18 protein-coding genes and 1 pseudogene are annotated in these 25085 nt (G+C 72.2%); 12 read left to right on the forward strand and 7 right to left on the reverse strand.

What is annotated here, in order from left to right; translation table 11 throughout:
• Nucleotides 1-48 precede the first annotated feature (48 nt).
• The 3 genes from OG407_RS10160 to OG407_RS10170 all read left to right on the forward strand — a co-directional run bounded on the left by OG407_RS10160 (nt 49) and on the right by OG407_RS10170 (nt 3134).
• Entirely contained in the window at nt 49-1203 is a 1155-nt protein-coding gene (locus OG407_RS10160) for a sensor histidine kinase (protein ID WP_405857051.1), read from the forward strand.
• A 14-nt stretch (nt 1204-1217) separates the two neighbouring features.
• Nucleotides 1218-1880: a response regulator gene (locus OG407_RS10165; RefSeq protein ID WP_405857053.1), complete on the forward strand. Its 663-nt coding sequence runs from the start codon at nt 1218-1220 to the stop codon at nt 1878-1880.
• Nucleotides 1881-1979: 99 nt separating this feature from the next.
• Entirely contained in the window at nt 1980-3134 is a 1155-nt protein-coding gene (locus OG407_RS10170) for an ROK family transcriptional regulator (RefSeq protein WP_019059496.1), read from the forward strand.
• Nucleotides 3135-3356: 222 nt separating this feature from the next.
• Here the strand turns inward: OG407_RS10170 and OG407_RS10175 are convergent, their stop codons facing one another.
• Together OG407_RS10175 and OG407_RS10180 are read right to left on the reverse strand one after the other, a co-directional pair.
• Complete coding sequence (locus tag OG407_RS10175; protein WP_405857056.1) at nt 3357-4118, reverse strand: GntR family transcriptional regulator; 762 nt, start codon at nt 4116-4118, stop codon at nt 3357-3359.
• Between the two features lie 239 nt (nt 4119-4357).
• Nucleotides 4358-5242 (reverse strand): RNA polymerase sigma-70 factor, encoded by an 885-nt coding sequence (locus OG407_RS10180; RefSeq protein WP_405857058.1) that lies wholly within the window; start codon nt 5240-5242, stop codon nt 4358-4360.
• A 158-nt stretch (nt 5243-5400) separates the two neighbouring features.
• On the opposite strand from OG407_RS10180, the gene OG407_RS10185 reads away from it, so the two are divergent.
• A complete protein-coding gene (locus OG407_RS10185) occupies nt 5401-6231 on the forward strand; it encodes an alpha/beta fold hydrolase (RefSeq protein ID WP_405857060.1) in 831 nt (276 codons plus the stop codon).
• Nucleotides 6232-6276: 45 nt separating this feature from the next.
• Here the strand turns inward: OG407_RS10185 and OG407_RS10190 are convergent.
• Nucleotides 6277-7170: pseudogene (locus OG407_RS10190) on the reverse strand (DMT family transporter); the annotation flags it as partial.
• On the opposite strand from OG407_RS10190, the gene OG407_RS10195 reads away from it, so the two are divergent.
• From OG407_RS10195 to OG407_RS10215, 5 genes are all read left to right on the forward strand, one after another.
• Nucleotides 7161-8609: a PLP-dependent aminotransferase family protein gene (locus OG407_RS10195; protein WP_405857062.1), complete on the forward strand. Its 1449-nt coding sequence runs from the start codon at nt 7161-7163 to the stop codon at nt 8607-8609. The pseudogene OG407_RS10190 and the gene OG407_RS10195 overlap by 10 nt on opposite strands.
• 136 nt (nt 8610-8745) lie before the next feature.
• On the forward strand, nt 8746-10329 hold the full coding sequence (locus OG407_RS10200; RefSeq protein ID WP_405857064.1) for an alkaline phosphatase D family protein: 1584 nt from the start codon (nt 8746-8748) through the stop codon (nt 10327-10329).
• A gap of 140 nt (nt 10330-10469) precedes the next feature.
• Nucleotides 10470-11909 carry an SWIM zinc finger family protein gene (locus OG407_RS10205; RefSeq protein ID WP_405857066.1) on the forward strand — a complete coding sequence of 480 codons (1440 nt, stop codon included), beginning with the start codon at nt 10470-10472 and terminating at the stop codon, nt 11907-11909.
• Nucleotides 11906-14569, forward strand: a complete 2664-nt coding sequence (locus tag OG407_RS10210; protein WP_405857068.1) for a DUF6493 family protein — start codon at nt 11906-11908, stop codon at nt 14567-14569. Before OG407_RS10205 ends, OG407_RS10210 begins: the two co-directional genes overlap by 4 nt.
• Before the next feature lie 132 nt (nt 14570-14701).
• Entirely contained in the window at nt 14702-16171 is a 1470-nt protein-coding gene (locus OG407_RS10215; RefSeq protein WP_405857070.1) for a GNAT family N-acetyltransferase, read from the forward strand.
• A 10-nt stretch (nt 16172-16181) separates the two neighbouring features.
• Here the strand turns inward: OG407_RS10215 and OG407_RS10220 are convergent, their stop codons facing one another.
• Nucleotides 16182-17411, reverse strand: a complete 1230-nt coding sequence (locus OG407_RS10220) for a trans-sulfuration enzyme family protein (RefSeq protein ID WP_405857072.1) — start codon at nt 17409-17411, stop codon at nt 16182-16184.
• Nucleotides 17412-17471: 60 nt separating this feature from the next.
• Here OG407_RS10220 and OG407_RS10225 point away from each other — a divergent pair, with 60 nt between their 5' ends.
• Nucleotides 17472-17966, forward strand: coding sequence for an Lrp/AsnC family transcriptional regulator (locus tag OG407_RS10225; protein WP_328684745.1), 495 nt, complete (start codon nt 17472-17474; stop codon nt 17964-17966).
• 33 nt (nt 17967-17999) lie between these two features.
• Nucleotides 18000-19691 (forward strand): DUF885 domain-containing protein, encoded by a 1692-nt coding sequence (locus tag OG407_RS10230; protein WP_405857074.1) that lies wholly within the window; start codon nt 18000-18002, stop codon nt 19689-19691.
• A 623-nt stretch (nt 19692-20314) separates the two neighbouring features.
• On the opposite strand, the gene OG407_RS10235 is transcribed toward OG407_RS10230, so the two are convergent.
• Nucleotides 20315-20833 (reverse strand): immunity 21 family protein, encoded by a 519-nt coding sequence (locus OG407_RS10235; protein ID WP_405857076.1) that lies wholly within the window; start codon nt 20831-20833, stop codon nt 20315-20317.
• Between the two features lie 120 nt (nt 20834-20953).
• Entirely contained in the window at nt 20954-21451 is a 498-nt protein-coding gene (locus OG407_RS10240) for a rhodanese-like domain-containing protein (protein ID WP_405857078.1), read from the reverse strand.
• 163 nt (nt 21452-21614) lie between these two features.
• Between OG407_RS10240 and OG407_RS10245 the strand changes: the two genes are divergently transcribed.
• Nucleotides 21615-22070, forward strand: coding sequence for an Lrp/AsnC family transcriptional regulator (locus OG407_RS10245; protein ID WP_405857080.1), 456 nt, complete (start codon nt 21615-21617; stop codon nt 22068-22070).
• A 20-nt stretch (nt 22071-22090) separates the two neighbouring features.
• On the opposite strand, the gene OG407_RS10250 is transcribed toward OG407_RS10245, so the two are convergent.
• Entirely contained in the window at nt 22091-25081 is a 2991-nt protein-coding gene (locus OG407_RS10250) for an AAA family ATPase (protein WP_405857082.1), read from the reverse strand.
• Nucleotides 25082-25085: the final 4 nt, after the last annotated feature.

A 25085-nucleotide genomic window follows, 5' to 3' on the forward strand; every position in this document is an offset into this window, starting at 1 on the left:
CCCGCCCGGGGGAGGCCGATTGTCAGTGCTGGGTGTCACGATGTCGGAATGGCCCGCTTCCTGCGCCCGCTGCTCCGGGGGACGACGTACACACGTCTGCTGCACCTCTGGGTGCCGATGCTGCTCACCGCCGTGTGGATCCTGATCAGCCCGGAAACGCCTTACGCACCGGCGCTCGCGCTGATCCCGGTCGCCCTGATCCCGGCCGTGCGGATCGGTGAAGGGGTACAGGCGCAATTGCTGCTGACTCCGGGCAAGGAGGACTCGGGGATCTCCGTGGCGCCTTCGGCGACCTGGCGGGACCGGGGCCGGACCATGCTGTGGCTGGAGGCCCGGATGGCTCTGGGCTGGGTGACCGCGTTCGCCTGTGTCTGGCTGCCGATCATCGCCTTCCAGCTGATCGAGGTCGCACGCGGGCGCGTGCCCGATGGCGTCCCGATCCTCAAGGAGGCCGCGCCGAGCGGGTGGTACGCCTTGCTGGCGCCGCTCCCCCTGATCGCCTTGTACGCCGCCGTTGTCGGCCTGGGCAAGTTGGCCACACTGCTGGCCCGGAAGCTGCTCGGCCCCTCGCGCGCGGAGCAGCTCGCCGCCCTGGAGGAGCGCACCGAGCAGCTACTGGAACGCACGCGCATCGCGCGGGAGTTGCACGACTCCATCGGTCACGCGCTGACGGTGGCGGTGGTACAGGCGGGTGCCGCCCGGGCGGCGGGCGACCCGGAGTTCACCGAGCGGGCGCTGGGTGCCATCGAGGAGACCGGTCGGGCCGCGCTGGAGGACCTGGAGCGGGTGCTGGGCGTGTTGCGGGAGGCGGAGCGGCCGGTGAGCAGTCGGCCGACGCTGGTGGACGCCGACCGGCTGCTGGAGTCGGCGCGGGCCTCCGGGGCGAAGGTCGACGCGGAGGTGACCGGGTCGTTGGAGACGGTGCCGGGGCCGGTCTCCCGGGAGGGGTACCGGATCCTGCAGGAGGCACTGACCAATGTGCTGCGGCACGCGGGTTCCGTCCCCGTGCGGGTCCGTATCGGGGTCGCCGACGGCACCCTCGATCTGGAGGTCCGTAGTCCGCTGACGGCGGCGATACCGGGCCCGGGACGGGGCAGTGGTCTACGGGGTATACGCGAGCGGGCCGCACTGCTCGGCGGGCACGCGTACACCGGGCCCGACGAGGGTGACTGGCAGGTGCACGCGGTGCTGCCGCTGGGCTGATCTAGGCTGGCCGGATGCCGGTCACCGTTCTCCTGGTCGATGACGAACCCCTCGTACGCGCGGGTCTGCGGGCCGTACTGGAGGCGCAGCCGGACATCGAGGTGGTCGGGGAGGCCGCCGACGGGGCGGCGGTGATCCCGCTGGTGCGGCAGCTGCGGCCGGACGTGGTCGCCATGGACGTACGGATGCCGCTCCTGGACGGCATCGAGGCCACGCGCGCGGTGCTGCGCACGGTCGACGATCCGCCGAAGATCCTGGTCATCACGACCTTCGAGAACGACGAGTACGTGTACGAGGCGCTGCGCGCCGGTGCCGACGGGTTCCTGCTGAAGCGGGCGCGGCCGGCCGAGATCGTGCACGCGGTGCGACTGGTGGCCGAGGGGGACTCGCTGCTGTTCCCGGCCTCCGTACGGCAGTTGGCCGCCGAGTACGGCGACGACGGCGGGAACCGGGCGGCCCGCGCGGTCATGGAGCGGGCCCAACTGACCGAGCGTGAGGCCGAGGTGCTGCGGCTGATGGCGCGGGGTCTGTCGAACGCGGAGATCGCCGCCCGGCTGGTCGTCGGGACCGAGACGGTGAAGTCGCATGTGAGCGGCGTACTGGCGAAGCTGGGGGCGCGGGACCGTACGCAGGCGGTGATCGCGGCGTACGAGTCGGGGTTCGTGGCGCCGGGGTGAATCAGTGGGGCGAGTGGGTCGGGGGCGCCCGGCTCTCGCCGCGGTCCGCCGCGCCGAGTACGATCCGCCCAACACGCGCACGAGCTGGGAGGACAGACCTTGGCGGGGCTGACCGGCGGGGACCCCTCGCTGCTGCGGAGGATCAACTCCGCGGTGGTGTTGCACGCGTTGCGTGCCACGGACTGCGCCACGCTGACGGAGATCACCCGGGTGACCGGTCTGTCCCGGCCGACCGTCGAGGGCGTCGTCGAGGGACTGATGGACGCCGGGCTGGTCGTAGAGAAGGCGGCCGACGAGAGCGTTGTACGGCGGCAGGGGCGGCCCGCGCGGCGGTTCAGGTTCCGGGCCGAGGCCGGGCATCTGCTGGGCCTGGAGATCGGCGCACATCGCGTCGCCGTGCTCCTCGCCGACCTGGACGGGCGGGTGCTCGGCGCGATCGCCAAGGACGTCGACGAGACGGCCTCGGCGGACGAGCGCCTGGAGCGGCTGCGCACCGCGGTCGCCGAGCTGCTGCGCCGGGCCGGGGTCGCCCGCGGCTCGCTGCGCGCGGTGGGCGTCGCCACGCCGGGCATCGTCGAGGCGGACGGCACCGTACGGCTGGGCACGGCGTTGCCCCAGTGGACGGGGCTGCACCTGGGTGAACGGTTGAGCCGGTCCTTCAAGTGCCCGGTGCTGGTCGAGAACGACGCCAACGCGGCGGCGGTCGCCGAGCACTGGAAGGGTGCGGCCACCGAGTCCGACGACATGGTGATGGTGCTGGCCGGGTTGAGTCCCGGGGCCGGTTCGCTGATCGGGGGGCGGCTCCATCGGGGGTATCGCGGGGCGGCGGGTGAGATCGGCGCGCTGCATCTGCTGGGGCGGGACGTGACTCCGGAGACGTTGCTCTCCACCACGGACGAGCCGCTGCATCCGTTGGACGAGCAGGCGGTGGCGCAGGTCTTCGCGCTGGCGCGGGACGGTGACCAGCGGGCGATGGCGGCTGTCGACCGGTTCATCCAGCGCCTTGTGCACGATGTCGCCGCGCTGGTGCTGGCGCTCGATCCCGAGTTGGTCGTCGTGGGTGGGTGGGCGGCCGGGCTGGACGGTGTACTGGAGCCGTTGCGGCGGGAGTTGGCGCGGTATTGCCTACGGCCGCCGAAGGTCGCGTTGTCGTTGCTCGGGGAGGCCGCTGCGGCAACTGGGGCGCTGCGGTTGGCTCTTGACCATGTCGAGGAGCAGCTGTTCGCGGTCGAGGGCACGGTGACGCGGCGCTAGCTTGGCGGCGTTGGTCGTGTGCCGGGTGCGGGTTCGTTGTGGCTGGCCTTGATGGTTGTGTTTCGACTGCGGCGGCGTTGGGGCTGAGCGCGGTGGTCGAATGTCGGCTGCGGGTCCCTTGTGGCTGGGCGCGCAGTCCCCCGCGCCCCTTCGGGGCTGCGCCAACGCGTCGCGCCCCGGGCGGAGTTCCCGGGGCGCGGCGGATGGGCTGTGACCGTGTGGTCAGGAGGCCTGGCGTTCTGGGCCGTGGTGGATTTCTACGCCTCCGGAGTCGGCGAAGGTCAGGCGGCAGGTGTCTGCGCGGTAGGTCGCGACGGAGACCGCGGCGGTGCGGCCCGCGGCGAAGAAGCGGGTCGTGACGACGAGGACCGGGGCTCCGGGGAGGCGGTCCAGTTCCTTGGCGTCGTCCGCGCGGGCCGAGCCGAGTTCCACGGCGCGGTCCTGGCCCTCCAGTTCGAGGCGCTGCAACTCGCGCAGTACGGCACGCGCGCGTGCCGTCGCGGAGGGAGTGTCTATGGCGGAGAGGTCGGGCACCGACGACTCCGGGATGTAGAGCAGTTCGGCGGCGACCGGCTGGCCGTGGCTCACCCGGGAGCGCCGCACGGTGTGGACCAGTTCCTCGGAACCGGTCTCCAGGATGTCCGCGACAGCGGTCGGCGGAGCCGCCAGTACACAGTCGACGGACTGCCAGGCGTCCTCCCCGGCGCCCGGCCAAGCGTGCTGCTCGGTGCCGACGGCGACCCCCATGCGCGGCGGCGCGACGGTCGTACCGACTCCGCGGCGGCGCTGCAGCCGGCCTTCCAGTTCGAGTTGTTCCAGAGCCTGCCGGAGCGTGGCCCGGGCGACGCCGAAGCGGGCCGCCAGGTCGCGCTCGTTGGGCAGGATCTCGCCCACGGAGAACTCGGAGTCCAGTGCCTCACTCAGCACTGTCTTGAGATGCCAGTACTTCGGCTCCGGCACCGATTCCAACTGCGTGGTCCCCACCCTGTCCTCCGCAATCGCCGTGTTCCGGCGGCGTTTTAGCGCCCTTGTTTATTAAAGGTTGTTTCACTTATCTGCGACCATAGGACGACCCCCACCCTTGGTCAAGACCAATCGTCCATGTCATATGCGATGCACAGAGCGTCTGCCGCAGAGCGTTCACAGGGCGTTCGTACAGGGTGTTCTTCGTGACGTAACAGCAAAGCCCCCGTCTCGAAACGGGGGCTCCGCCGGGGCCGCGGCTAAGCGGAAGCCAGTGATCGAAGCTTGTCGGGGTTGCGGACGATGTAGACGGAGCGGATGCGTCCGGCGGATACGTCCACCTGGAAGACGCTGTCGGGCGTGTCACCCGAAAGGATCAGTACCGCGGGTCCGCCGTTGAGCTCCAGGAAGCGGAACGACATCTCAGGGATCCCCTTCCCGGCGACGGCGACCAGGAAGCGGCCCACATTGTCGGCGGTCTCCAGGATCCGCAGCGGCGCCTTGGACTTGCCGCCGCTGTCGCCGATCAGACGGACGTCCGGGGCGAGCATCTCCATGAGGCCCGCCAGGTCTCCCTCGGCCGCAGCGGCGAGGAACCGCTCGGTGAGATCGCGGCGTTGGGCAGGGTCGACCTCGTAGCGCGGGCGCCGTTCGTCGACGTGTTTGCGGGCCCGTCCGGCGAGTTGGCGCACAGCCGGCTCGCCGCGGTCCAGCATGGCCGCGATGTCGGCGTACGGGTAGCCGAACGCCTCCCTGAGGACGAACACGGCGCGTTCCAGCGGGGACAGCGACTCCAGGACGACGAGTACGGCGAGGGAGACGGAGTCGGCGAGCACGGCGCGTTCCGCGGTGTCGGGGACGGTGTCCCCGAAGTCTGTGACGTACGGCTCCGGCAGCCATGGGCCCACGTAGGCCTCGCCGCGCGCCTTGACCTGGCGGAGCCGGTCGATGGCGAGGCGGGTGGTGACGCGCACCAGGTAGGCGCGTGGTTCGCGGACCTCGGTGCGGTCGGCGGCGGACCAGCGCAGCCAGGCGTCCTGGACCACGTCCTCGGCGTCGGCCACCCGCCCGAGCATGCGGTAGGCGACTCCCATGAGGACGGGGCGGTGTTCTTCGAAGGCATCGGTCGGGGTGTCGGTGGTCACCACCTCATCCCATGCGTTGGGTGCTGCTCTGTCCAGCAGAAAACCGTGGACTCCAAGGTCCCCGGCATCTGGGGCTACCGGTGAGTAGCAGTTGCTGACAAGCTGTCTACACGGCCTGTACGGCGTCTGCCAGCACGTCCCAGACGAGGAGCATCCCCATGTCCGCCACCGTCTCCTTCCCGGTCCCCACTCCGCAGGGCCCGAAGACCGTGACCGTGTCCTACGCGCGCGTGGGTCGCGGTGAACCGCTGCTCCTGCTGCACGGCATAGGCCACCACCGGCAGGCCTGGGACCCGGTGGTGGACATCCTCGCGACCGAGCGCGACGTGATCGCCGTGGACCTGCCGGGGTTCGGCGCCTCGCCGGCGCTCCCGGAGGGGCTGGCGTACGACCTGACCACGACGGCCGCCGTGTTCAGGGCCTTCTGCGAGGCGCTGGGGCTCGACCGCCCGCATGCGGCGGGCAACTCGCTCGGCGGTCTGATGGCCCTGGAGCTGGGCCGCGAGAAGGTCGTACGGTCCGTCACCGCCCTCTCCCCCGCCGGGTTCTGGTCCCAGGCCGAGCGCCGCTACGCCTTCGGTGTGCTGCTCACCATGCGGCAGATAGCCCGCCGTATGCCCCTCCCGCTGGTCGAGAAGCTCGCGCGTACGACGGCCGGCCGCACCGCGCTCACCAGCACCATCTACGCCCGCCCGGGCCGCCGTTCACCCGAGGCCGTGGTCGCCGAGACGCTCGCACTGGTCAACGCACCCGGGTTCGACGACACACTTCGGGCCGGTACGAGTGTCCAGTTCACCGACGACATCCCGGGCATCCCGGTCACGGTGGCCTGGGGTACCCAGGACCGACTGCTGTTGCGTCGACAGGGCGTCCGCGCCAAGCGGTTGATCCCCCGCTCCCGGCTGGTGCGGCTGCCCGGCTGCGGGCACTGCCCGATGAACGACGACCCGGCCCTGGTGGCGCGCGTCATCCTCGACGGCAGCCGCTGACCGGCGCCGGAACAGGGTCAACGCGCCCGATCCCAGGGCGACTCCAGTGCCGACGAGGGCGCTGCCGCCGGCCTGCGCGGCCCCGTAGGAGCCCGTTCCGACGAGCGGCGCGGTAGCGGCGGCGGCGACCGGGATGAGGCCGGAGAAGAGCGTGGCGCGCTCCGCGCCGATCCGCTGCATGCCCATGTACCAGCACACGAAGCCGACGACCGTGACGACCGCCGCCTGCCACAGCAGCGCTGCGGCCTCGGTGCCGTCGGGGCGCCGCAGCCAGGCGGCCCCGTCGAGGACCAGGCCGGCCGTCGCCGCCTCGACCGCGGCGAGCCCGCACACGGTGGCCGACAGCAATCGCGGTCCCAGGGGCCGCAGTACGGGAACCGCGAGCACCGCGAAGCCCACCTCGCCCGCGAGTGCGCACCCGGAGAAGGCGATTCCGGCGCCGTCCGTACGGCCCCACCCCTGGACCGTGAACGCGCCGACGGCGACGAGCGACGCCCCGTAGAGCACGATCCGGCGCGGACGGCGTCCCTCCAGGAGGGGGGCGAGGACCGCGACGGCTACGGGCGCGCAGCCCACGAAGACCCCGGGGACGGCCGGTTCGGCGCTGCGTTCGGCGGCGATCACGGCCAGGTTGAAGCCGACCATGCCGACGGCCGCGAGCAGGGCGAGACGGGCCCATTGGCGTGGAGTGAGCCCGCGAAGTCGTGCCCTCGCGTCCTTGCCGGTGAACGGGAGGAGGAGCAGGCAGGCGAGGCCGTAGCGCACGAACTGCCCGCCCGCGTACGGGTAGTGGCCCAGGACGCTGTTCGCGGTGAAGGACGCGCCCACGAGGACGCAGGCGAAGGCGGCGAGCGGGGTGCCGCGGGCGGTGGTGGCGGTCATGGCAGCGACGCTAGGGAGAGCGGCGGTCCGGTTTAAGGTCCACTTCCATGACGTCATCGCGGACCAATCCGGAGGGGCCGACCGATCCGGCGGGTCTGACGGGTTCCGCCGCCTGGGAGTTGCTGCTGCCCGCCGCCTCGGCACCGGCACGCGCGCGTGGCCGCTCCCTTCAGGCGGCGCTGCGTGAGGCGGTGCGTTCGGGGAGGCTGGCACCGGACACCCGGCTGCCGTCGAGCCGGGACCTGGCGGCCGACCTCGGGGTGTCGCGGGGGCTCGTCACAGAGGCGTATGAGCAGTTGACGGCGGAGGGGTATCTGCGCAGCGGCCGGGGTGCGGGCACCTGGGTGGGCGGTGCTGTACGGGCGGCGCCGCCACGCGCGCGTGACCTCGCGCCGCGCTCCCCCGGCGCCCGCGCCGACTTCGTGCCCGGCACGCCGGACCTGTCGCTGTTCCCGCGCGCCGCCTGGGCGTCGGCACAGCGCGGTGTGCTGGCGGAGTCGCCGCACGAGATGCTCGGCTATCCCGATCCGCGCGGGCTGCCCCGGTTGCGTACAGCTCTCGCGGAACTCCTCGCGCGCCGCCGAGGTGTGGTCGCCGACCCGGAGCGGCTCGTCGTGGTCTCCGGAGTGGCGCAAGCTACGACGCTGCTCGGATTCGTGCTCCACGCGCGCGGGACACGCACCGTCGGCGTCGAGGACCCGGGCAGTCCCCAGCACGGCGCCCTGTACGCCTCGGCGGGCGTCGGCACCGTACCGCTGCCCCTGGACGAGGAGGGCATCGCGATCGGGCCGCTACGGGCGTCGGGCGTAGGGGCCGTAGTGACCACACCCGCCCATCAGTTCCCCACGGGTATCGCCTACTCCGCGCGGCGGCGGGCCCAACTCCTCGACTGGGCGCGGTCGGTGGACGGTCTGCTCTTCGAGGACGACTACGACGGCGACTTCCGCTACGACAGGGCCCCGGTAGGCGCGCTCCAGGGACTCGACCCGGAGCATGTGGCCTACGCGGGCTCGGTCAGCAAGTCTCTCGCCCCGGGGCTGCGGCTCGGCTGGCTGCTGGTGCCCGAGTCGCTGGCCGACGAGGTCGTCGAACGCAAGCGCACCATGGATCTCGGCCACCCGACCCTCGACCAGGCGCTGTTCGCCCGCTTCCTGGAACGCGGCGACTACGACCGGCAGTTGCGGCGCTGCCAGCGCGCCTACCGGCAGCGGCGCGACGCCCTCGTCGACGCCCTGGAGGAGCACTTCCCCGGAGCGCGGGTGACCGGGATCGCGGCGGGACTGCACGTCATCGCCGAACTGCCGGAGAAGTACGGCCCTCAGGAGGACTTCCTGGAACGCGCGGCCTCCGCCGGTGTCGCGGTGCGCCCGCTCAGCGCCTACGCCCACGCGCGCGTGCACGACGCGGTCGTACGGCTCGTCCTGGGGTACGCGCATCTGTCTCCCGGGCGGATTCGTGCGGGGGTGGGTCTGATGGCCGACGCCGTGCGCCCGTAGGGAGTCTCCGGTGTCGCGCGCGGGCCCCCATGTGACCGCGTTCCGTTGTTCACCCCTGGTTTGCGTGTGCGCTGTGGCGCACCAGTAGTTGTGGCAGTGCACCCTGACCGCATCCCGTCCGTGGAGGCGCAACCCCATGTCACCTCGTCCGTTCCCCGCCCGCCGTAGCGTTCTGCGCGGCTCCCTGGCCGCGTCGGCGGCCCTGACCGTGCCCGCCGCCCTCGGCGCCGCCCCGGCCTTCGCCCTGTCCGGGCGTCCCAAGGCGGGCTGGGGCGTGCAGGCGGGAGACGTGACCTCCGACTCCGGTCTGGTGTGGGTGCGTTCGGACCGCCCGGCCCGGATGATCGTGGAGACCTCGGCCACCGAGTCGTTCCGCGATCCGCACCGGTGGCACGGTCCGCTGCTCGGCGCGGACACGGACTTCACCGGCACCACCCGGCTGCGCGGGCTGCCCTCGGGGGAGCAGATCCACTACCGGGTCCTGCTCGCCGACCCCGACGATCCGCGCCGTACGGGCGAGCCGGTCGCCGGCACGTTCCGCACGGTGCCGACCGGGCGGCGCGGCGTGCGTTTCCTGTGGTCCGGCGACCTGGCGGGGCAGGGCTGGGGCATCAACCCCGAACTCGGCGGCTACCGGATCTACGACGCCATGGGCAAGCTCGACCCTGACTTCTTTCTGTGCAGCGGCGACAACATCTACGCCGACGGTCCGATCACGGCGACCCAGGCGCTGCCCGACGGCAGCCTCTACAGGAACGTCACCACGGAGGAGAAGTCCAAGGTCGCCGAGACCCTGGCCGAGTTCCGCGGGAACTTCCGCTACAACCTGCTCGACGAGAACCTCAAGCGGTTCAACGCCCAGGTTCCGTCGATCATCCAGTGGGACGACCACGAGGTGCGCAACAACTGGTACCCGGGTGAGGTGATCGCCGCCTCCGACACCCGCTACACGGAGAAGAACGTCGACGTCATGGCGGTGCGCGCCCGGCGTGCGTTCAGCGAGTACTTCCCGATCTCGACGCTGCGGCCGGGCGCCAAGGAGGGCCGCGTCCAGCGCGTGATGCGGCACGGTCCGCTGCTCGACGTGTTCGTCCTGGACATGCGGACCTACCGCAACGCCAACTCGCCCGACAAGCAGACCGTGGACCCGCAGGGCATCCTCGGCCGCGAGCAACTGGAGTGGCTCAAGCGGGAGTTGTCGCGCTCTCGTGCGGTGTGGAAGGTGATCGCCGCCGACATGCCGCTCGGCCTCGTCGTGCCCGACGCCACCGAGGGCAAGGCGAACATCGAGGCGGTCGCGCAGGGCGACCCCGGCGCGCCGCTCGGGCGTGAACTGCAGATCGCCGAACTGCTGCGGTACATCAAGCACCAACGGATCACCGGCACCGTGTGGCTGACGGCCGACGTGCACCACACCTCCGCCCAGCACTACCAGCCCTCGCGGGCCGCGTTCACCGACTTCGAGCCGTTCTGGGAGTTCGTCTCGGGTCCGCTGAACGCGGGCGCCTTCCCGGCCAGCGACCTCGACAACACCTTCGGTCCTGAGCGGGTGTTCGTGAAGGCGCCGACCGCGCAGAACGTGTCGCCGGCCGAGGGCTACCAGTTCTTCGGCGAGGTCGACATCGACGGCCACAGCGGGGAGTTGACGGTGCGTCTGCGCGAGCAGGACGGCACCGTGCTGTTCACCAAGACCCTTCAGCCGGGACGGGTCGGCCAGTAACTCCACTACCCTCGTACCTGAGCCGCGCACCGGCGTCATCCCCCGGTGCGCGGCGTGCGCCGATGCCTGCCAACTCTCCGTCGGAATAGACGTTTTCACAGGTCAGAGCGATTGTCAGTGGTGGCATCTACGGTTTTTGCATGACGCGATCTTTGCAGGCCGTGACCTATCGCCGACCTTCCGTGCTGGAGTCGTCGGCGGGTGAGCGGCGCCTCGGCCTTGAGACCTCACAGGGTGCGACTCCTTCGGGTGTCACCGACCATCCGCGCTTCTTCGCGGGCTTCCTGACCTCTCCTCAGGTGGCCTCGGCGGCGCTGCTGGCGGTGGCCGACGTGGCGGCCACGCGGTACTACCAGCGCCAACTGCCCTCCTCGCTCGACCCGGTGGTGACGGCGGGCGGCGACCGGCTGCGCTTCGAGTCCTTCTCGGGCTGCGGCGGGGTGTACGCGCGGCTGGACGTCCTCGGCCCCGGACTCGACGGCGACGAGGTGGGACACGGCACGACGAACGTCGACGTCAACAACCCGCTGCGCGAGGCACTCTCCCGGATCGGCACGGACGATCCGCTCCATCTCCGGGTCGGCCCCGAGGAGTTGGCGGTGACCACGCTGGACGGCCCGGTCGTGGAGAAGAAGGTGCCGCTCCCGGACCGGTGGCTGCGCGGCTTCGCGGAGGCCCAGGTGATAGCGGCCGGCTTCGACCTGCGGGCCGAGCTGCCCGCGGCGGAGGCGGTCCGGTTCCTGCGCTCACTGCCGAAGGGCGGCGCGCGCGGCACCACGAGCGGCCCGCGCTGGGTCGTACCGGCGGGACGCGGCCTGCGCCCGACCACCCGCCCCGTACCGGGCGCGGTCTGCCTCCCGGGCCCGGAGCGCCTGATCGCACTCCAGCGCGTCCTGCGCCACGCGACGGCCCTGCGGATCTACGGCCCCTCGGTCATCGGCGCCTCGGCTTCGGCCGGTGCGTGGGAGGCCGTCCTGCCGGGCATGCGGCTCACCCTCACGCTGTCGCCGGACGCGTCGCGCGGATTCTCCGGCGAGGGCGGGGTCCTGGACGCCCTCGCGGCCGACGAGGCGGGCGAGGACGCGGAGTTGATCTCCGTGCTGCTGGCCTGGGAGCCCCGTATCGATGTCGCCGACATGGCCGCCTCCTCGGGGCTCACGCCCGAGCGGGTCCGCGCCGCGCTGACCCGGCTGGGCACCTCGGGGCGCGTCGGCTACGACACGGCGGAGGCGGCCTACTTCCACCGTGAACTGCCGTACGACGCACGGCGCGTGGAGCGTCACAATCCGCGGTTGCGCTCGGCTCACGCTCTGGTGGCGGCGGGGGCGGTGACTCTGGAGGGCGCGATCGGGACGGTGACCGCCGAGGACGGGCATGTGCACCGGGTGCGGGACGAGGCGGGGGTGCTGAGTTGCAGCTGCGTGTGGTGGGCGAAGTACCGGGGCGGGCGCGGGCCGTGCAAGCACGCGCTGGCGGTGCGGATGGTGCGGCGGGGCGAAGCGACGGAGCGGGACACGGTCCGGATGGCGGACCGGAACGCGGATCAGACCATGGTGCGGGTCGACGGGGGTGTGCGATGAGTTCGCTGATGGAAGCGGTGCGGGCGGGCCGGACGGCCGAGGCGGTGGGGCTGCTCGACGGGTTGACGGACGCCGAACGGCGGTCGTTCCTGCCGGAGTTGAGGGAACTCCGCAAGGAGCTGCGCAAGGCGCCGTGGGAGGAGCCGTCCCGTCGCGCCTATCCGGCCCTGCACGCGGCCGGGGCCGCCTGCGAGACGGGGGCGGCAGCCGTGGCGACCTGGATCGCCGCCGCCGACATGCGCTGGTCGCGATCCTCCCCGGCGCTGCTGATCCACATCCTGGGCGACCGCGACACCGCCTGGCTCGCCGACGTGACGCAGCGCCTCGCCGGGCGCCCGGCCTCCGCCGACGTGCCGTACGAGCTGATGGCCGGTCTGGTGCGGCTCTCCGGTTGCCAGGTCCCGACTACGGACGCCTACGTGCGGGGCTGGGTGGAGCACATCAGCTACCTGCGGCAGCTCGGGAACACCCTGCTCGACCGGTTGCGCATGGACCCGCATCTCGCGGAGCTGGTGCACGCGGTCTTCGAGACGGAGGACATCGGCAGCCCACTGGAGTGGTCCTCGACCGAGGGGCCGAACAGCTGGGTCGACGCGCTCGCCCAGCTCACCGCCGAAGGTGTCCTGGACCGGAAGCGCACGGTGGACGCGTGCGTGGCCCGGCTGCTGCGGGGCGGTACGACCCTCGACAACCGGGTGTTCCTGCGCGTGTTGAAGGCCCTCGCCCTGACCCGCGACGAGGAGCGGGAGCGGATCGCCGACTGGCTGGCGCTGGCCTCGGACGCGGTGTCCATGGTGGCGTCGCATGCCCAGTCGGTGCTCGGTTCCCTCGCTCTGGAGAGGGAGTTGACCCCGCGTCGGCTGGCGGAGATGTCGGACGCGGTGCTGTTCCGGCCCGAGAAGAAGCTCGTCCGGGCCCAACTCGTGCTGCTGGGCAAGGTGTTGGCGCGGGACGCGTCCGCCGCCGGCGAAGTACTGCCCGCCCTCGCCCAGGCCTTCGGGCACGAGGACGCGGACGTACAGGAGCGGGCACTGAAGCTGGTCGAGCGGCACCTCAAGAAGGTCGACTCCCCCGAGGTACGGGCCGAACTCGCCGCATCCGCCGACCAGTTGATCCCCACCCTGCGCGCACGCGCGGTCGAGACGCTGGGCGCGGGGCCGGTGACAGCGGCGTCGATGGTGTACGAGGAGATGCTCCCGCCCGCACCGGAGCCGGCGCGCCTCGCACCGGCGCCCGAGTCCGCGGTCGAACTCGCCGAGGAACTGGGGGTGTTGATGGCGACCGAGGGAGACGTGGCGACGTTCGAGCGCACGCTCGACGGACTCGTCCGTCATGCGTACCGGGACCGGGACGCGCTGCTGGAGGCATTGGGGCCGGTGGTCGCGCGCCGCTGGTGGGCCGATGACGCCCCCGGGTACCCCCAGCGCACTGACGACCACTTCAGCAGGTCGCACCACGCCTTCGGCAGCACGGCCTACGCTCTCGACCTCCTGCTGGCCACCCTCCTGGACAGGGTGCGCACGGTCACGCTCCACGAAGGGACCCGGCACGACCATCGGGGCCGGGAGTGCGGGCACACCGCGCTGACGCGGGCCTTCGACGCCCGACTGTGGGAGGTGGCGTACCGGCTCCGCGCGGAGCCGCTGCCGTTCCTGTTGTCGACGCCGAGCTGGAGCACGGGGCTGCTGGAGCCGGACGAGTTGGTGAACCGGCTGGACGCGTACCGGCGCCTGGGCGCGCGGGTCTCGGAGGCCGACTTCGGGCAGGCGCTGCTGCGGGTGCGTCGCGAGGACCGGGCTGCGGCAGCCGCTGCCGCCGAGCGGGCGGCGGCGCTCGGCACGGCGGAGGGCACCCGGCTCGCGCGCTGGCTGACCTCCGAGAGCCCCGCTCTGCCCCTGAGCAGGCGGCGGACGGCCGGGGTGCGCGTCGTGGTGGAGTTGGGTGAACTCCTCGATCTGCAGGAGGACTTCCCGGCGGAGTTCCGCGCGCTGGGCAAGCCGGTGACCGCCTACGGCGACCGCTGGTACTGCTACCACTGGACCCAGGACGTGCAGCGGCACTGGCTCGCGATACTCCCCGAGCGTCGTGAACTGGTGGCGGCGCGGCTGGTGCGGGACGTGTCCACCGCCGCGCTGGACGACACCCGCGGCGCGGCCGCCGTACTCCCGCTGCTTGCCGAGTCCGAGGGGGTGGCGGGTCAGGCCACGCACCTGTGTCTGGCGTACGGGCTCGGCGCGCGGCACCCCGAGGATCGGCTCGCCGCCGTAGACGCCTTGCTGGTGCTCGCGGCGCGGGGGCAGTTGGACGTGGACCGGCTGGGGGCGGACCTCGGGGAGCTGGTGCGGAGCGGGGCCGTGAAGCCGTCGCGGCTCGCCGAGTCGGTGCGGACGGGGGCGGCGACCGGGGCGAACGCGACCATCTGGGGGATCCTCCGGCACACCCTGGCCGCGTTGCTCGCCGACCTCGACGGTGACGCCAAGCCCGCCCACGCGCGGGGGCTCGGGGACCTCCTGGCCGTGGCCGCCGAGTGCGCGGAGCGGTCGGGGGCGCGGGGTGAACTGCCGTATCTGGCGCAGACGGCGGCCCGGAGCGGCTCGTCCCGGCTGGTCACGCAGGCACGTCGGCTGCGCAGTGCGCTGGGGGCGGAGGTGGCCGCATGACGTAGGGCGACAGGGCTGACCTCCGGTGCACCGCACTCGCCAAAAGAACGGCAAAAGGTACAGAACCACGCTTTTACCGGTAGGTCACAGAGCGTTCGTGATCACGCAACACCCTTCCTTCACAGTGGGTGCATGAGTCGAGACATGTTTGACGTGACGCGCGCGAAGCACGGGCGTCCGGTGCACCACTGGCGGCGGGATCTGGTGGAGCTGGCCGCACTGTTCACGGCGGTCGCGGTGGCGGACGTCGTGGCGGATCTGGTGGGACACGGGCCCGACGGCCCGGTGCTGCTGGCGATCTCCGCGCTGGCGCTGATCGCCACGGCGGGGTTCCACACGTGGTGGTCACGCCGCCACGGTCATGCGCCGCCGACGGGCGATACCGGCACCCGGCCGACCGCGGAACCGCGGCAGGCCGGGCCGACCGAGCGGACCGGAGCAGAGGCCACGTCCGCATCCGAGTCCGCGCAGTCGTCCGCGACGGCCGATCCCGTCGTCGAGGCGGCCGCGCTGTGGCGGATGCGGACGACGGTGCGGGACGCGCCGGGGTCGCTGGCGGTGTTGTGCACGGCACTGGCCGGCCAGCGGGTCGACATCCTGAGCCTGCAGACGCATCCGCTGGCCGAGGGCACGGTGGACGAGTTCCTGCTGCGGGCGCCGGCCGAGGTCGCGGCGTCCGAGATCACCCGGGCGGTGGCGTCGGCCGGCGGTTCGGGCACCTGGATCGAGCGCGCCGACGCCCACGACCTGGTGGACGCGCCGACCCGCGTGCTCGGCCTGGCCACGCGGACGGCCCTGGACGCGGCAGAACTGCCGCTCGCGCTACGGCAGTTGCTGGGCAGGTGCACTATCCGTTCGCTGCCCGCCAACGTTGTCGCCGGCAAGGGGCGCGAGCCGGAATCGGTGCCGGTGGAGGGTGCGTTGGAGGACACGGTCATGCGACTGCGGGCGCCGGAAGGCGGAGTGATCACAGTGGAGCGGCCGTATCTGCCGTTCACGCCCACCGAGTTCGCCCGGGCGCGGGCGCTGGTCGAGCTGGACGCCCGGCTCGGTCCGCGCATCCCGCGCAGCCAGGACGTACTGACGCTGCCCGAGGGCAACGCGATCACCGTGCGGCGCGCGGACACCGGTGATCTGGACGCGGCGCGGGAGATGCACGAGCGGTGCTCGGCGCGGACGCTCGGTATGCGGTACCACGGGCCGGTCGGTGACGCCGACCGCTATCTCAACCACCTGCTCTCTCCGCGCTTCGGGCGGACGCTCGCGGTGCAGACGGCGTCGGGGCGGATCGTCGGGCTCGGGCATCTGATGTGGGACGGGGACGAGACGGAGGTCGCGCTGCTGGTCGAGGACGACTGGCAGCGGCGGGGTATCGGCAGTGAGTTGTTGGGGCGGCTGGTGGGGATGGCTGTCGAGGCGGGGTGCGAGAGCGTGTACGCAGTGACGCAGGCGTCCAACACGGGGATGGTGGCGGCGATGCGGGGGCTTGAGCTGCCGCTCGACTATCAGATCGAGGAGGGGACGCTGGTCGTCACGGCTCGGCTGGGTGCGGCTGTGGGGGTTGCGGAGGCCACGGAGTTCGGGCGGGCCGAAGCGCCGTAGCGGTTGCGGATCAGTTGACGGCCGCGGGTGCGTTGTGGCTGGTCGCGCCCCTCGGCGGAGCCGCATATGAGCACAGCCCCGCGTCCCTCGGGACGGGCGCAAGCGCCCTGTCCAAATCCGACCACAGGTCCTCGACGTCCTCCAGTCCCACCGACAGCCGCAGCAAGCCGTCGCTCACGCCCGACCCCTTCCTGTCCTCCTCTCCCACCACGCGGTGGGAGAGGGAGGCCGGGATCTGGATCAGGGTGTCCACGCTGCCGAGGCTGACGGCGGGGGTGATGAGGCGGACCGCGGCGGTGACCTCGTGGGGGTCGCCGTGGACCTCGAAGGCGATCATCGCGCCGCCGATGCGCGGGTAGTGGACGCGGGCGACGCGCGGGTCGGCGGTGAGGCGGCGGGCGAGTTCGGCGGCGTTGGCGGACGCGGCCCGCACCCGTACCGGCAGGGTCGACAGGCCGCGCAGCAGGAGATAGCCGGCCAGCGGGTGCAGTACGCCGCCGGTCGCGAAGCGGATCCGGCGCAGCGTCCCGGCGAACTCCTCGTCGCAGGCCACCACGCCCGCCATCACGTCGCCGTGCCCGCCGAGGTACTTGGTCGCGCTGTGCAGGACGATGCGCGCGCCGTGTTCAGCGGGGCGTTGCAGGACCGGGGTCGCGAAGGTGTTGTCCACGAGGAGCGGGACCGAGCCGCAGGACTGGGCTACGGCGCTCAGGTCGAGTTCGACCAGGGTCGGGTTGGCCGGGGACTCGACGATGACCACACCCGTGTCGGAGCGCAGCGCGTCGGCGATTCCGGCCGGGTCGGTCCAGGTGACCTCGGAGCCGAGCAGCCCGGCGGTGAGCAGGTGGTCGCTGCTGCCGTAGAGGGGTCGTACCGCCACCACGTGCCGCAGCCCCGCCGCGGCCCGCGCCAGCAGAACCGCGGTCAGGGCCGCCATGCCGCTGGCGAACGCCACGGCGCTCTCGGTGCCTTCGAGGCGGGCGAGGGCGGTCTCGAAGCGGGAGACGGTCGGGTTGCCGACGCGGCCGTAGACGGGCGGGCCGTCCGGTTCGGCGCCGGTGGCGGCGAAGGCGTCGACACGGGCGGCCTCACCGCGGCTGTCGTACGACGGGTAGGTGGTCGACAGGTCGATCGGCGGGGCGTGCAGGCCCTGCCGGGCGAGGTCGTCACGGCCGGCGTGCACGGCTTCGGTGGCCAGGGCTCGGCGGGCTGGGGAGGGGTGCGGGCTCGTTGTGTCCATGGACGTAAGGGTGAACATTCGACGGGGTGAATGACTGATTGTCCGTGTTACGTTCGGCGAATGACCGAATCCGTCGTACTCGATCCGGTGGATCTCCATCTGTTGCGGTTGCTGCAGAACGACGCCCGGGCGACCTATCGCGATCTCGCGGCGCAGGTGGGGGTCGCGCCGTCGACGTGTCTGGACCGGGTGGCGCGGCTGCGCCGGGCCGGGGTGATCCTCGGGCATCAACTGCGGGTCGACGCGGCCAAGTTGGGGCGCGGGCTGGAGGCGTTGCTGTCGGTGCAGGTGCGGCCGCATCGGCGGGAGTTGGTGGGGCCGTTCGTGGAGCGGATCCGGGCGTTGCCGGAGTCGCGGACCGTGTTCCATCTGACCGGGCCCGACGACTATGTCGTGCATGTGGCCGTGGCGGACATGGCGGATCTGCAGCGGCTGGTTCTGGACGAGTTCACGTCACAACGCGAGGTGGCGCGGGTGGAGACCCGGTTGATCTTCCAGCAGTGGGACTGCGGGCCTTTGCTGCCGCTTGCCACGCCCACAGCTGAATCGGGGTGACGGGTCCGAGTTCCGCGTATGAGGATGGTCCTCATGTCGCAGACCAACACTCCGCTGCCCCGGCAGGTCGCCGACGCCTACGTCGACGACCTCATCACCCTCGACCCGGTCACCGGTACGTATCTCGGCGTGAAGGAGAGTTCGAGCCGCCTGCCCGATCTCTCCCCCGCAGGTCAGGAACGACTCGCGGAGCTTCAGCGGGCGACCCTCGCGAAGCTCGACGAGGCAGAGCGCCGACCCGGCGCGGACAGTGACAGCGAGCGCCGGTGTGCGCGCCTGCTGCGCGAGCGGCTCAGCGCCGAACTCGCCGTGCACGACGCCGAGGAGAGCCTGCGCGCGGTCGGCAACATGGCCACGCCCGCGCACTCGGTGCGCGAGGTGTTCACGGTGACGCCGGCCCAGACCGACGAGGACTGGGCGGCGATCGCCGAGCGGCTGCGCGGGGTGCCGACCGCGCTGGCCGGCTACCGCGAGTCCCTCCAACTGGGCCTGGACCGGAAGCTGTTCGCGGGCCCGCGTCCGACCGACACCTTCATCGGCCAGCTCACCGAGTGGTCGGACACGGACGGCCAGGGGCGCGGCTGGTTCGAGGAGTTCGCCTCCGCGGGCCCCGACTCCCTGCGCGCCGAGTTGGACGGGGCCGCCCGTGCGGCGACCGCGGCCGTGGTGGAGCTGCGGGACTGGCTGCGCGACGTGTACGCGCCGGTCATCGAGGGCGCGCCGAACACGGTGGGCCGGGAGCGGTACGCACGTCTGTCGCGCTTCTTCAACGGTACGGACCTCGATCTCGACGAGGCGTACGCGTACGGCTGGTCCGAGTACCACCGGCTGCTCGCCGAGATGAGGCGGGAGGCCGAGAAGATCCTGCCCGGCGCCGGGACTCCGTGGGTGGCGCTCGCGCACCTCGACGAGCACGGCCGGCACATCGAGGGCGTCGAGGAGGTCCGTGTCTGGCTGCAGGGCCTGATGGACAAGGCGATCGAGGAACTGGACGGCACGCACTTCGAACTCGCCGAGCGGGTACGGAAGGTGGAGTCCTGCATCGCGCCTCCGGGGAGCGCGGCGGCGCCGTACTACACACCGCCGTCGGAGGACTTCTCGCGTCCGGGCCAGACCTGGTTGCCGACGATGGGCCAGACCCGGTTCCCGGTCTACGACCTCGTCTCGACCTGGTACCACGAGGGCGTCCCCGGCCATCACCTCCAGCTCGCGCAGTGGGCGCACGTCGCCGGGAACCTCTCCCGCTACCAGGCCACGATCGGCGGGGTCAGCGCCAACGCCGAGGGCTGGGCGCTGTACGCGGAGCGGCTGATGGACGAGCTGGGCTTCCTGGAGGACGCGGAGCAGCGGCTCGGTTATCTCGACGCGCAGATGATGCGGGCCACCCGGGTCATCGTCGACATCGGCATGCACCTGGAGATGGAGATCCCGGCGGACTCGCCGTTCCACCCCGGTGAGCGGTGGACGCCGGAGCTGGCCCAGGAGTTCTTCGGCGCGCACAGCAGCCGCCCGGCGGACTTCGTGGAGAGCGAACTGACCCGCTACCTCACGATCCCGGGCCAGGCCATCGGCTACAAACTCGGCGAGCGGGCCTGGCTGTTGGGCCGCGAGAACGCGAAGCAGCGGCACGGCGACACCTTCGACCTGAAGGCCTGGCACATGGCCGCGCTGTCCCAGGGTTCCCTGGGCCTGGACGACCTGGTGGACGAGCTGTCCCAGCTCTGACGCGGGGGTACGGAGACGCACGGCGTGACATGTCGGCGGCCGGGTCCGGGAGTTCGGGACACGGCCGCCGTGTGTGTCTGGCGGCGGGGCTGACGTCCCGTACGTAGAGCGGCAGTTCGGAGACGCGGCCACCGTCCGTGTGCGTCGCCGCACCCGACATCCCCACGGCCACCCGCCAGTTCAGGGCGGGAACGCGTCGCACGTGTCCGACGTCGGGTAACGAAGTCCCTTCAGCCGACCGCCGGTTCCGGGACAGGGCCGACCTCCACGCCCAACGCGGAGCCGAACTCCAGCCAGCCACCGGCCAGTTCGGGAGGGGAAGGCGCCGTCCGTGCCCGGCGCCGAACACCGGCGCCCCTTCAGCCGCCCGCCGATCCCGGAACGCAATCGCCCTCCGTATCCGATGCCGGACCTGAAGTCCCCTTGCCTGCCCGCAAGTTCGCAACGGGGTCGAACCCCGCATCCGACGCCGGGCACTGGCATTCCTCAGCCGCCCGTCATTTTTCGGGACACGGCCGCCCCGCACAATCGACGCCCAGGCCGAAGTCCCCTCGAACACCCGTCAGTTCGGGCCCAGTCACCGCCCGCATCCAACACCGGCACCGAACCCCCGCCCCCACCCCTCAGCCGGAAAGCCGCCGCAGCTGAACAAGCCCCAACCACGTCTCCGGACCCGGCCGCGCCTGACCCGCGCGGACGGCATACCGCCCCGGCACCAGGTCGACCTTCAGATGTTCCGTGCCCTCCGACTCCCGCCCCGGCCACGCCGAGTCGAAGAGGACGACAGGGCTGGGTACATCCCAGTGCACCTCGTTCTCCCAGGTCGCGCCGGCGAGTGCGGCGGGGATGACGGACAGGATCTCGTCCTCGGAGTTCGCGGCGCACCAGCGTACGAACGTGCCGTGTTCCGGGAGGAAGGAGGTCGACGCGGGGTCGTCGCCCAGGACCAGCGCCGCGCTGTCTCCTACCGGTAGCAGGCCCGCGTATCCGCCGACCTCGCAGGCCCGGTCGTAGTCCGAGGCCAGTTCGTCGCCGTCGGCTCCCGTCCAGAACGGCAGCACCGTCTCCGGCACCGCTATGAGCGGTCCGCCGCCCGACTCCACCCACTGCACCGCCGTTCCCGGCTCCGCGTATCGCGCCATGGGCAGAACCTACACGCACAGCTACCCCACATGTTGAGGGTTCAAGAGACCCGCGCGTCGGCGGTCGGCCGTACGAACTCGCCCTCCGGGGCGCCGAGTTGAAGGAGCACCGGCCAGGAATCAGCAGCCGCAGTCACCGGCCCCCACCGGTGCCGTCAACGAATCGACCGCACGCCTTTCACTCCCCTCCCACGTCTCGAACTCGAAGCCCTCACGCACCCAGTACTCGAACCCGCCGAGCATCTCCTTGACCTGGTACCCGAGTTCGGCGAGCGCGAGGGCGGCGCGGGTGGCGCCGTTGCAGCCCGGGCCCCAGCAATACGTCACGACCGGCACGGACTTGTCGAGGAGACCCTCGGCCTGCTCCGGGATGAGCGCCGTGGGGAGGTGGACCGCTCCGGGGACGTGCCCCTGGTCCCACGACTCGGTGGAGCGTGAGTCGACGACGACGAAACCGGGGGAACCGGGAAAACCGGGGTCGCCGTCGGCCGCGAGCGCGGCGGCCACGTCGGAGACGTCGGCGTGGAAGGCGAGGCTCGCGCGGAAGTGGGCGACCGCGGCCGAAGGCGCGGCGGGGGCGACCCGCAGAACGGGATTGACGGCGGTGGTGCTGCTCATGATCCGACCTTTCACCGAGGTACCGGGGTACCTCTACGTCTCAACGCCTCAACGTCGCTACATCTCTACGTCGAGAAATCTACGGTCGCCGACCGGTCCACTGAAGGGACGATCCCCGCCGTACCCCTTGATCGGCCGGGGATTCCCCTGCTATTCCTCAGACATGACCGCGGAATCCACTTACACCCCCGACGCCACCGACTGGCGCATCCTCGACGTCCTCCAGCGGGAGGGGCGGGCCAGTTTCGCCGAGCTGGCCCGGGCCGTCTCCATGTCCGCGAGCGCGGTGACCGAGCGGGTGCGGCGGTTGGAGGAGGCGGGGGTGATCCAGGGATACGCGGCGGTCGTGGACCCGGAGCGGCTCGGACTGCCCATCCTGGCGTTCGTGCGGCTGCGCTATCCGAACGGCAACTACAAGCCCTTCCACGACCTGGTCGCGGTGACGCCGGAGATCCTGGAGGCGCATCACATCACGGGCGACGACTGCTTCATGATCAAGGTCGCGGCCCGTTCGATGCGCCACCTGGAGGAGGTGTCGGGGAAGATCGGCGCCCTGGGCTCGGTCACCACCAGCGTCGTCTACTCCTCACCGCTCCCGCGCCGCCCCCTGGGCCACTGACCCCGCCGACCTCAAGGACGTCACTGCCCCCGCTGCCGTACAGCCGACCCGTCCCGCCCCTTCACGACCTCCAGCTGCGCATGGATCCGCCGCCGCAGATCGGCGACATGGCTGACGATGCCGACGCTGCGGTCCCGCTCGCGCAGGGAGTCGAGGACGTCGAGGACCTCGTCGAGGGTCTGCTCGTCGAGGCTGCCGAAGCCCTCGTCGATGAAGAGGGTGTCGAGCCGGACCCCGCCGGCCTCGTCGGTGACCACGTCGGCGAGCCCGAGCGCGAGGGCGAGGGACGCGAAGAACGTCTCGCCGCCGGACAGCGTCGCCGTGTCCCGCTCCCGCCCGGTCCACGCGTCGACGACATGCAACCCGAGTCCGCTACGGCCGCGCCCGGCCCGGTCGTCCGAGTGCACGAGGGTGTAACGCCCGGACGACATGCGCTGCAACCGTACGGTCGCCGCCGCGGCCACCTGTTCCAGGCGGGCGGCGAGGACGTACGACTCCAGGCGCATCCGGCGTTCGTTGTCGGCCGAGGTGCCCGCGGTGAGGGCGGCGAGGCGGGCCACCCGGTCGTACTCCTCGCGCAGCGGGGCGAGTTGGCGTGCCCCGGCGGCCGATCGGGCGGAGAGCCGGTCGAGTTCGGTACAGCGCCGGGCCGCCGCGTCGCGCGCGGAGGCCGCGTTACGCGTCCGCTGAACCGCCGCGGTCGCGACCCGCTCCGCAAGGTCCAGGTCGACGGGCGCCTGCTGCGCGGCTGCCGCCGTGTCGGCCTCCGCGAGCACGGCCCGTACGGCGGCCTCCTCCGACTGCCAGGCGTCCAGGCGCCGTTGGAGATCCCGGTGGGCACTGTCATCGAGGAGGGCGTCCCCGGCTGCGTGCGGGGTGTCGAACCCGGCACGGAAGGCGGCGTCGGCGAGCCGGGCGTCGGCGTCCTTGAGGCGCTGGGCGGTGTCCTCGGCGGTACGGACGGCGTCGGCCGCGTCGGTGAGCAGCGCGGCCTGCCGCTCCAGTTGGGCGGCACGCGCGGCCACGCTGTCGGCGGTACCCCGCGACTGCGCCAACTCCCCTTCCAGAGAAGTCCGTTCACGGTCGAGGGTGTCTCGCAGGGTCGTCCGGGAGGCGGCCCGAACCGCGGCCTGCTGCTGGATCGCGGTCCGCCGCTCGTGCTCCTGTTCGGCCCGGCGCAGCTCCTCGGTCGCGGGGTGCAGCCAGGACGCGTCCCGGCGTGCCTGCTCGTACAGCCGCTCCAACTCCGCGACCTCGTCGGCGAGTTGACCGGTCGGCGCGTCACCCGCCTCGGCGGTGGCGGCGGCGAGGGCTTCCCGTACGACGCCCAGGCGGCGCTCGGCCTCGGTGCGCTGTTCCTCGGCGCGCTGGTGGGCGGCGAGGGCTTGTTCCTCCGCCGCGCGGTCGACGTGTCCGGCGGATTTGCGGGCGGGGGCGGGGTGTTCGGTGGCTCCGCAGACGGCACAGGGTGCGCCGTCGGTGAGGTGGGCGGCGAGTTCGGCGGCGATGCCGTTCAGCCGCTGTTCCTTGAGGTCGAGCCAGTGGGCGCGGGCTTCGACGGCACGTTCGGCGGAGGCGAGCACCTGCCGCTGGGTGTCCTCGGTGTCACCGGCGAACTGGTCCCGCTGCCGGGCCGCCCCGAGCCGCCGCTCGGCGGGCTCGCGCCGCACGCCGAGCTGTTCGGCCCGGGTGGTGGCCTCCTGGGCCGACTCGATCCGCGTCTGGAGTCCCGCGCGGGTGGTGTCCCACTCGGCGAGCCAGGCCTCGGCCTCCTGCCGTACGTCCTCGTCGGCGCGCTCCTGGCGGTCCAACTCGGCGCGTTGCACACGGAGTTCGGTGAGCCGTTGCTCGGCGCGGCGGGCCGATTCCAGTCCGCCCAGTTCCTCGGCGGCCCGGCGGGCGGCGGCGGCGAGCCCGGCCGCACCGGCGCCCGCGAAGGTGTCCGGCAGCAGACCACGCGCGCGCGTCTCGGCCCGGGCGGCGTCCCGGTGCTCGGTGTCGGCGGCCTCGCGCAGCTCCAGCGCCGGTGCCACCGCCTCCGCCTTCCGGGCCCGCTCCATCCGCGCCTGCGCCTGCCGATAGCCGTCGGCCCGCTCCTCCATGAGCGTGGCCCGCTCCCGCGCCTGCGCGAACCGCTGTTGCAGGCGGGCCAGTTCACGAATGTCGGCCAGTTCACGATCGGCGGCGGCCTGGGCGGACTCGGCGCCAGCCAACCCGCCCTGCGCGACCGTCAGTTGCTCACGTGCGGTACTCCGGGCCACGGCCGCCGCACCCAACACCGCGTCGGCGAGGCCGGGTTCGCCCGGGGCGAGGTCCGGCAGCTCCATGGCGTCACCGGCGGCCTGCTGCATGCGGTGCGCGTCCGCGAGCAACTGGGCGTCACCCTCACGGACTTGGGCCTCGGTTGCCCGGCGCCGGTCGGCGAGCCGCTTCTCGACCTCGGCGAAACGATGGGTGTCGAAGAGCCGGCCGAGCAGCTTGCCACGCGCCTCGGCGTCGGACCGCAGGAACCGCGCGAACTCCCCCTGGGGCAGCAGCACGACCTGGCAGAACTGCTCCCGGCTCATGCCCAGCAGCTGGGTGATCTCCTCGCCGATCTCCTGGTGCGAGCGGCTGAGGTCCTTCCAGGCACCGGCCGTCGCGTCGTACTCGCGCAGCCAGCTCTGCGCCTTGTCCAGCGTGCTGCCGGTGCCGCGCTTCTTGGGACGCGCCCAGGGCGGCTGCCGGGTCAGCTCCAACCGCCGCTCGGCGACGGTGAGTTCGAGCCGCACCTCGGTACGCGTGCCGGCCGCCGCGTGATCGCTGCGCAGGGTGAGCCCCTGACCGGACTGCCGGACGCCGGGCACCGAGCCGTAGAGCGCGTAGCACACGGCGTCGAGGACGGAGGTCTTCCCGGCACCGGTCGGCCCGTGGAGCAGGAACAGCCCGGCGGAGGACAGCTCGTCGAAGTCGACGGTCTGCGAACCACCGAAGGGCCCGAAGGCGGTGATGTCGAGCCGGTGGAGCCTCATCGGT

It is taken from the genome of Streptomyces sp. NBC_01515 (genome assembly GCF_045040345.1).
Taxonomy (GTDB): domain Bacteria; phylum Actinomycetota; class Actinomycetes; order Streptomycetales; family Streptomycetaceae; genus Streptomyces.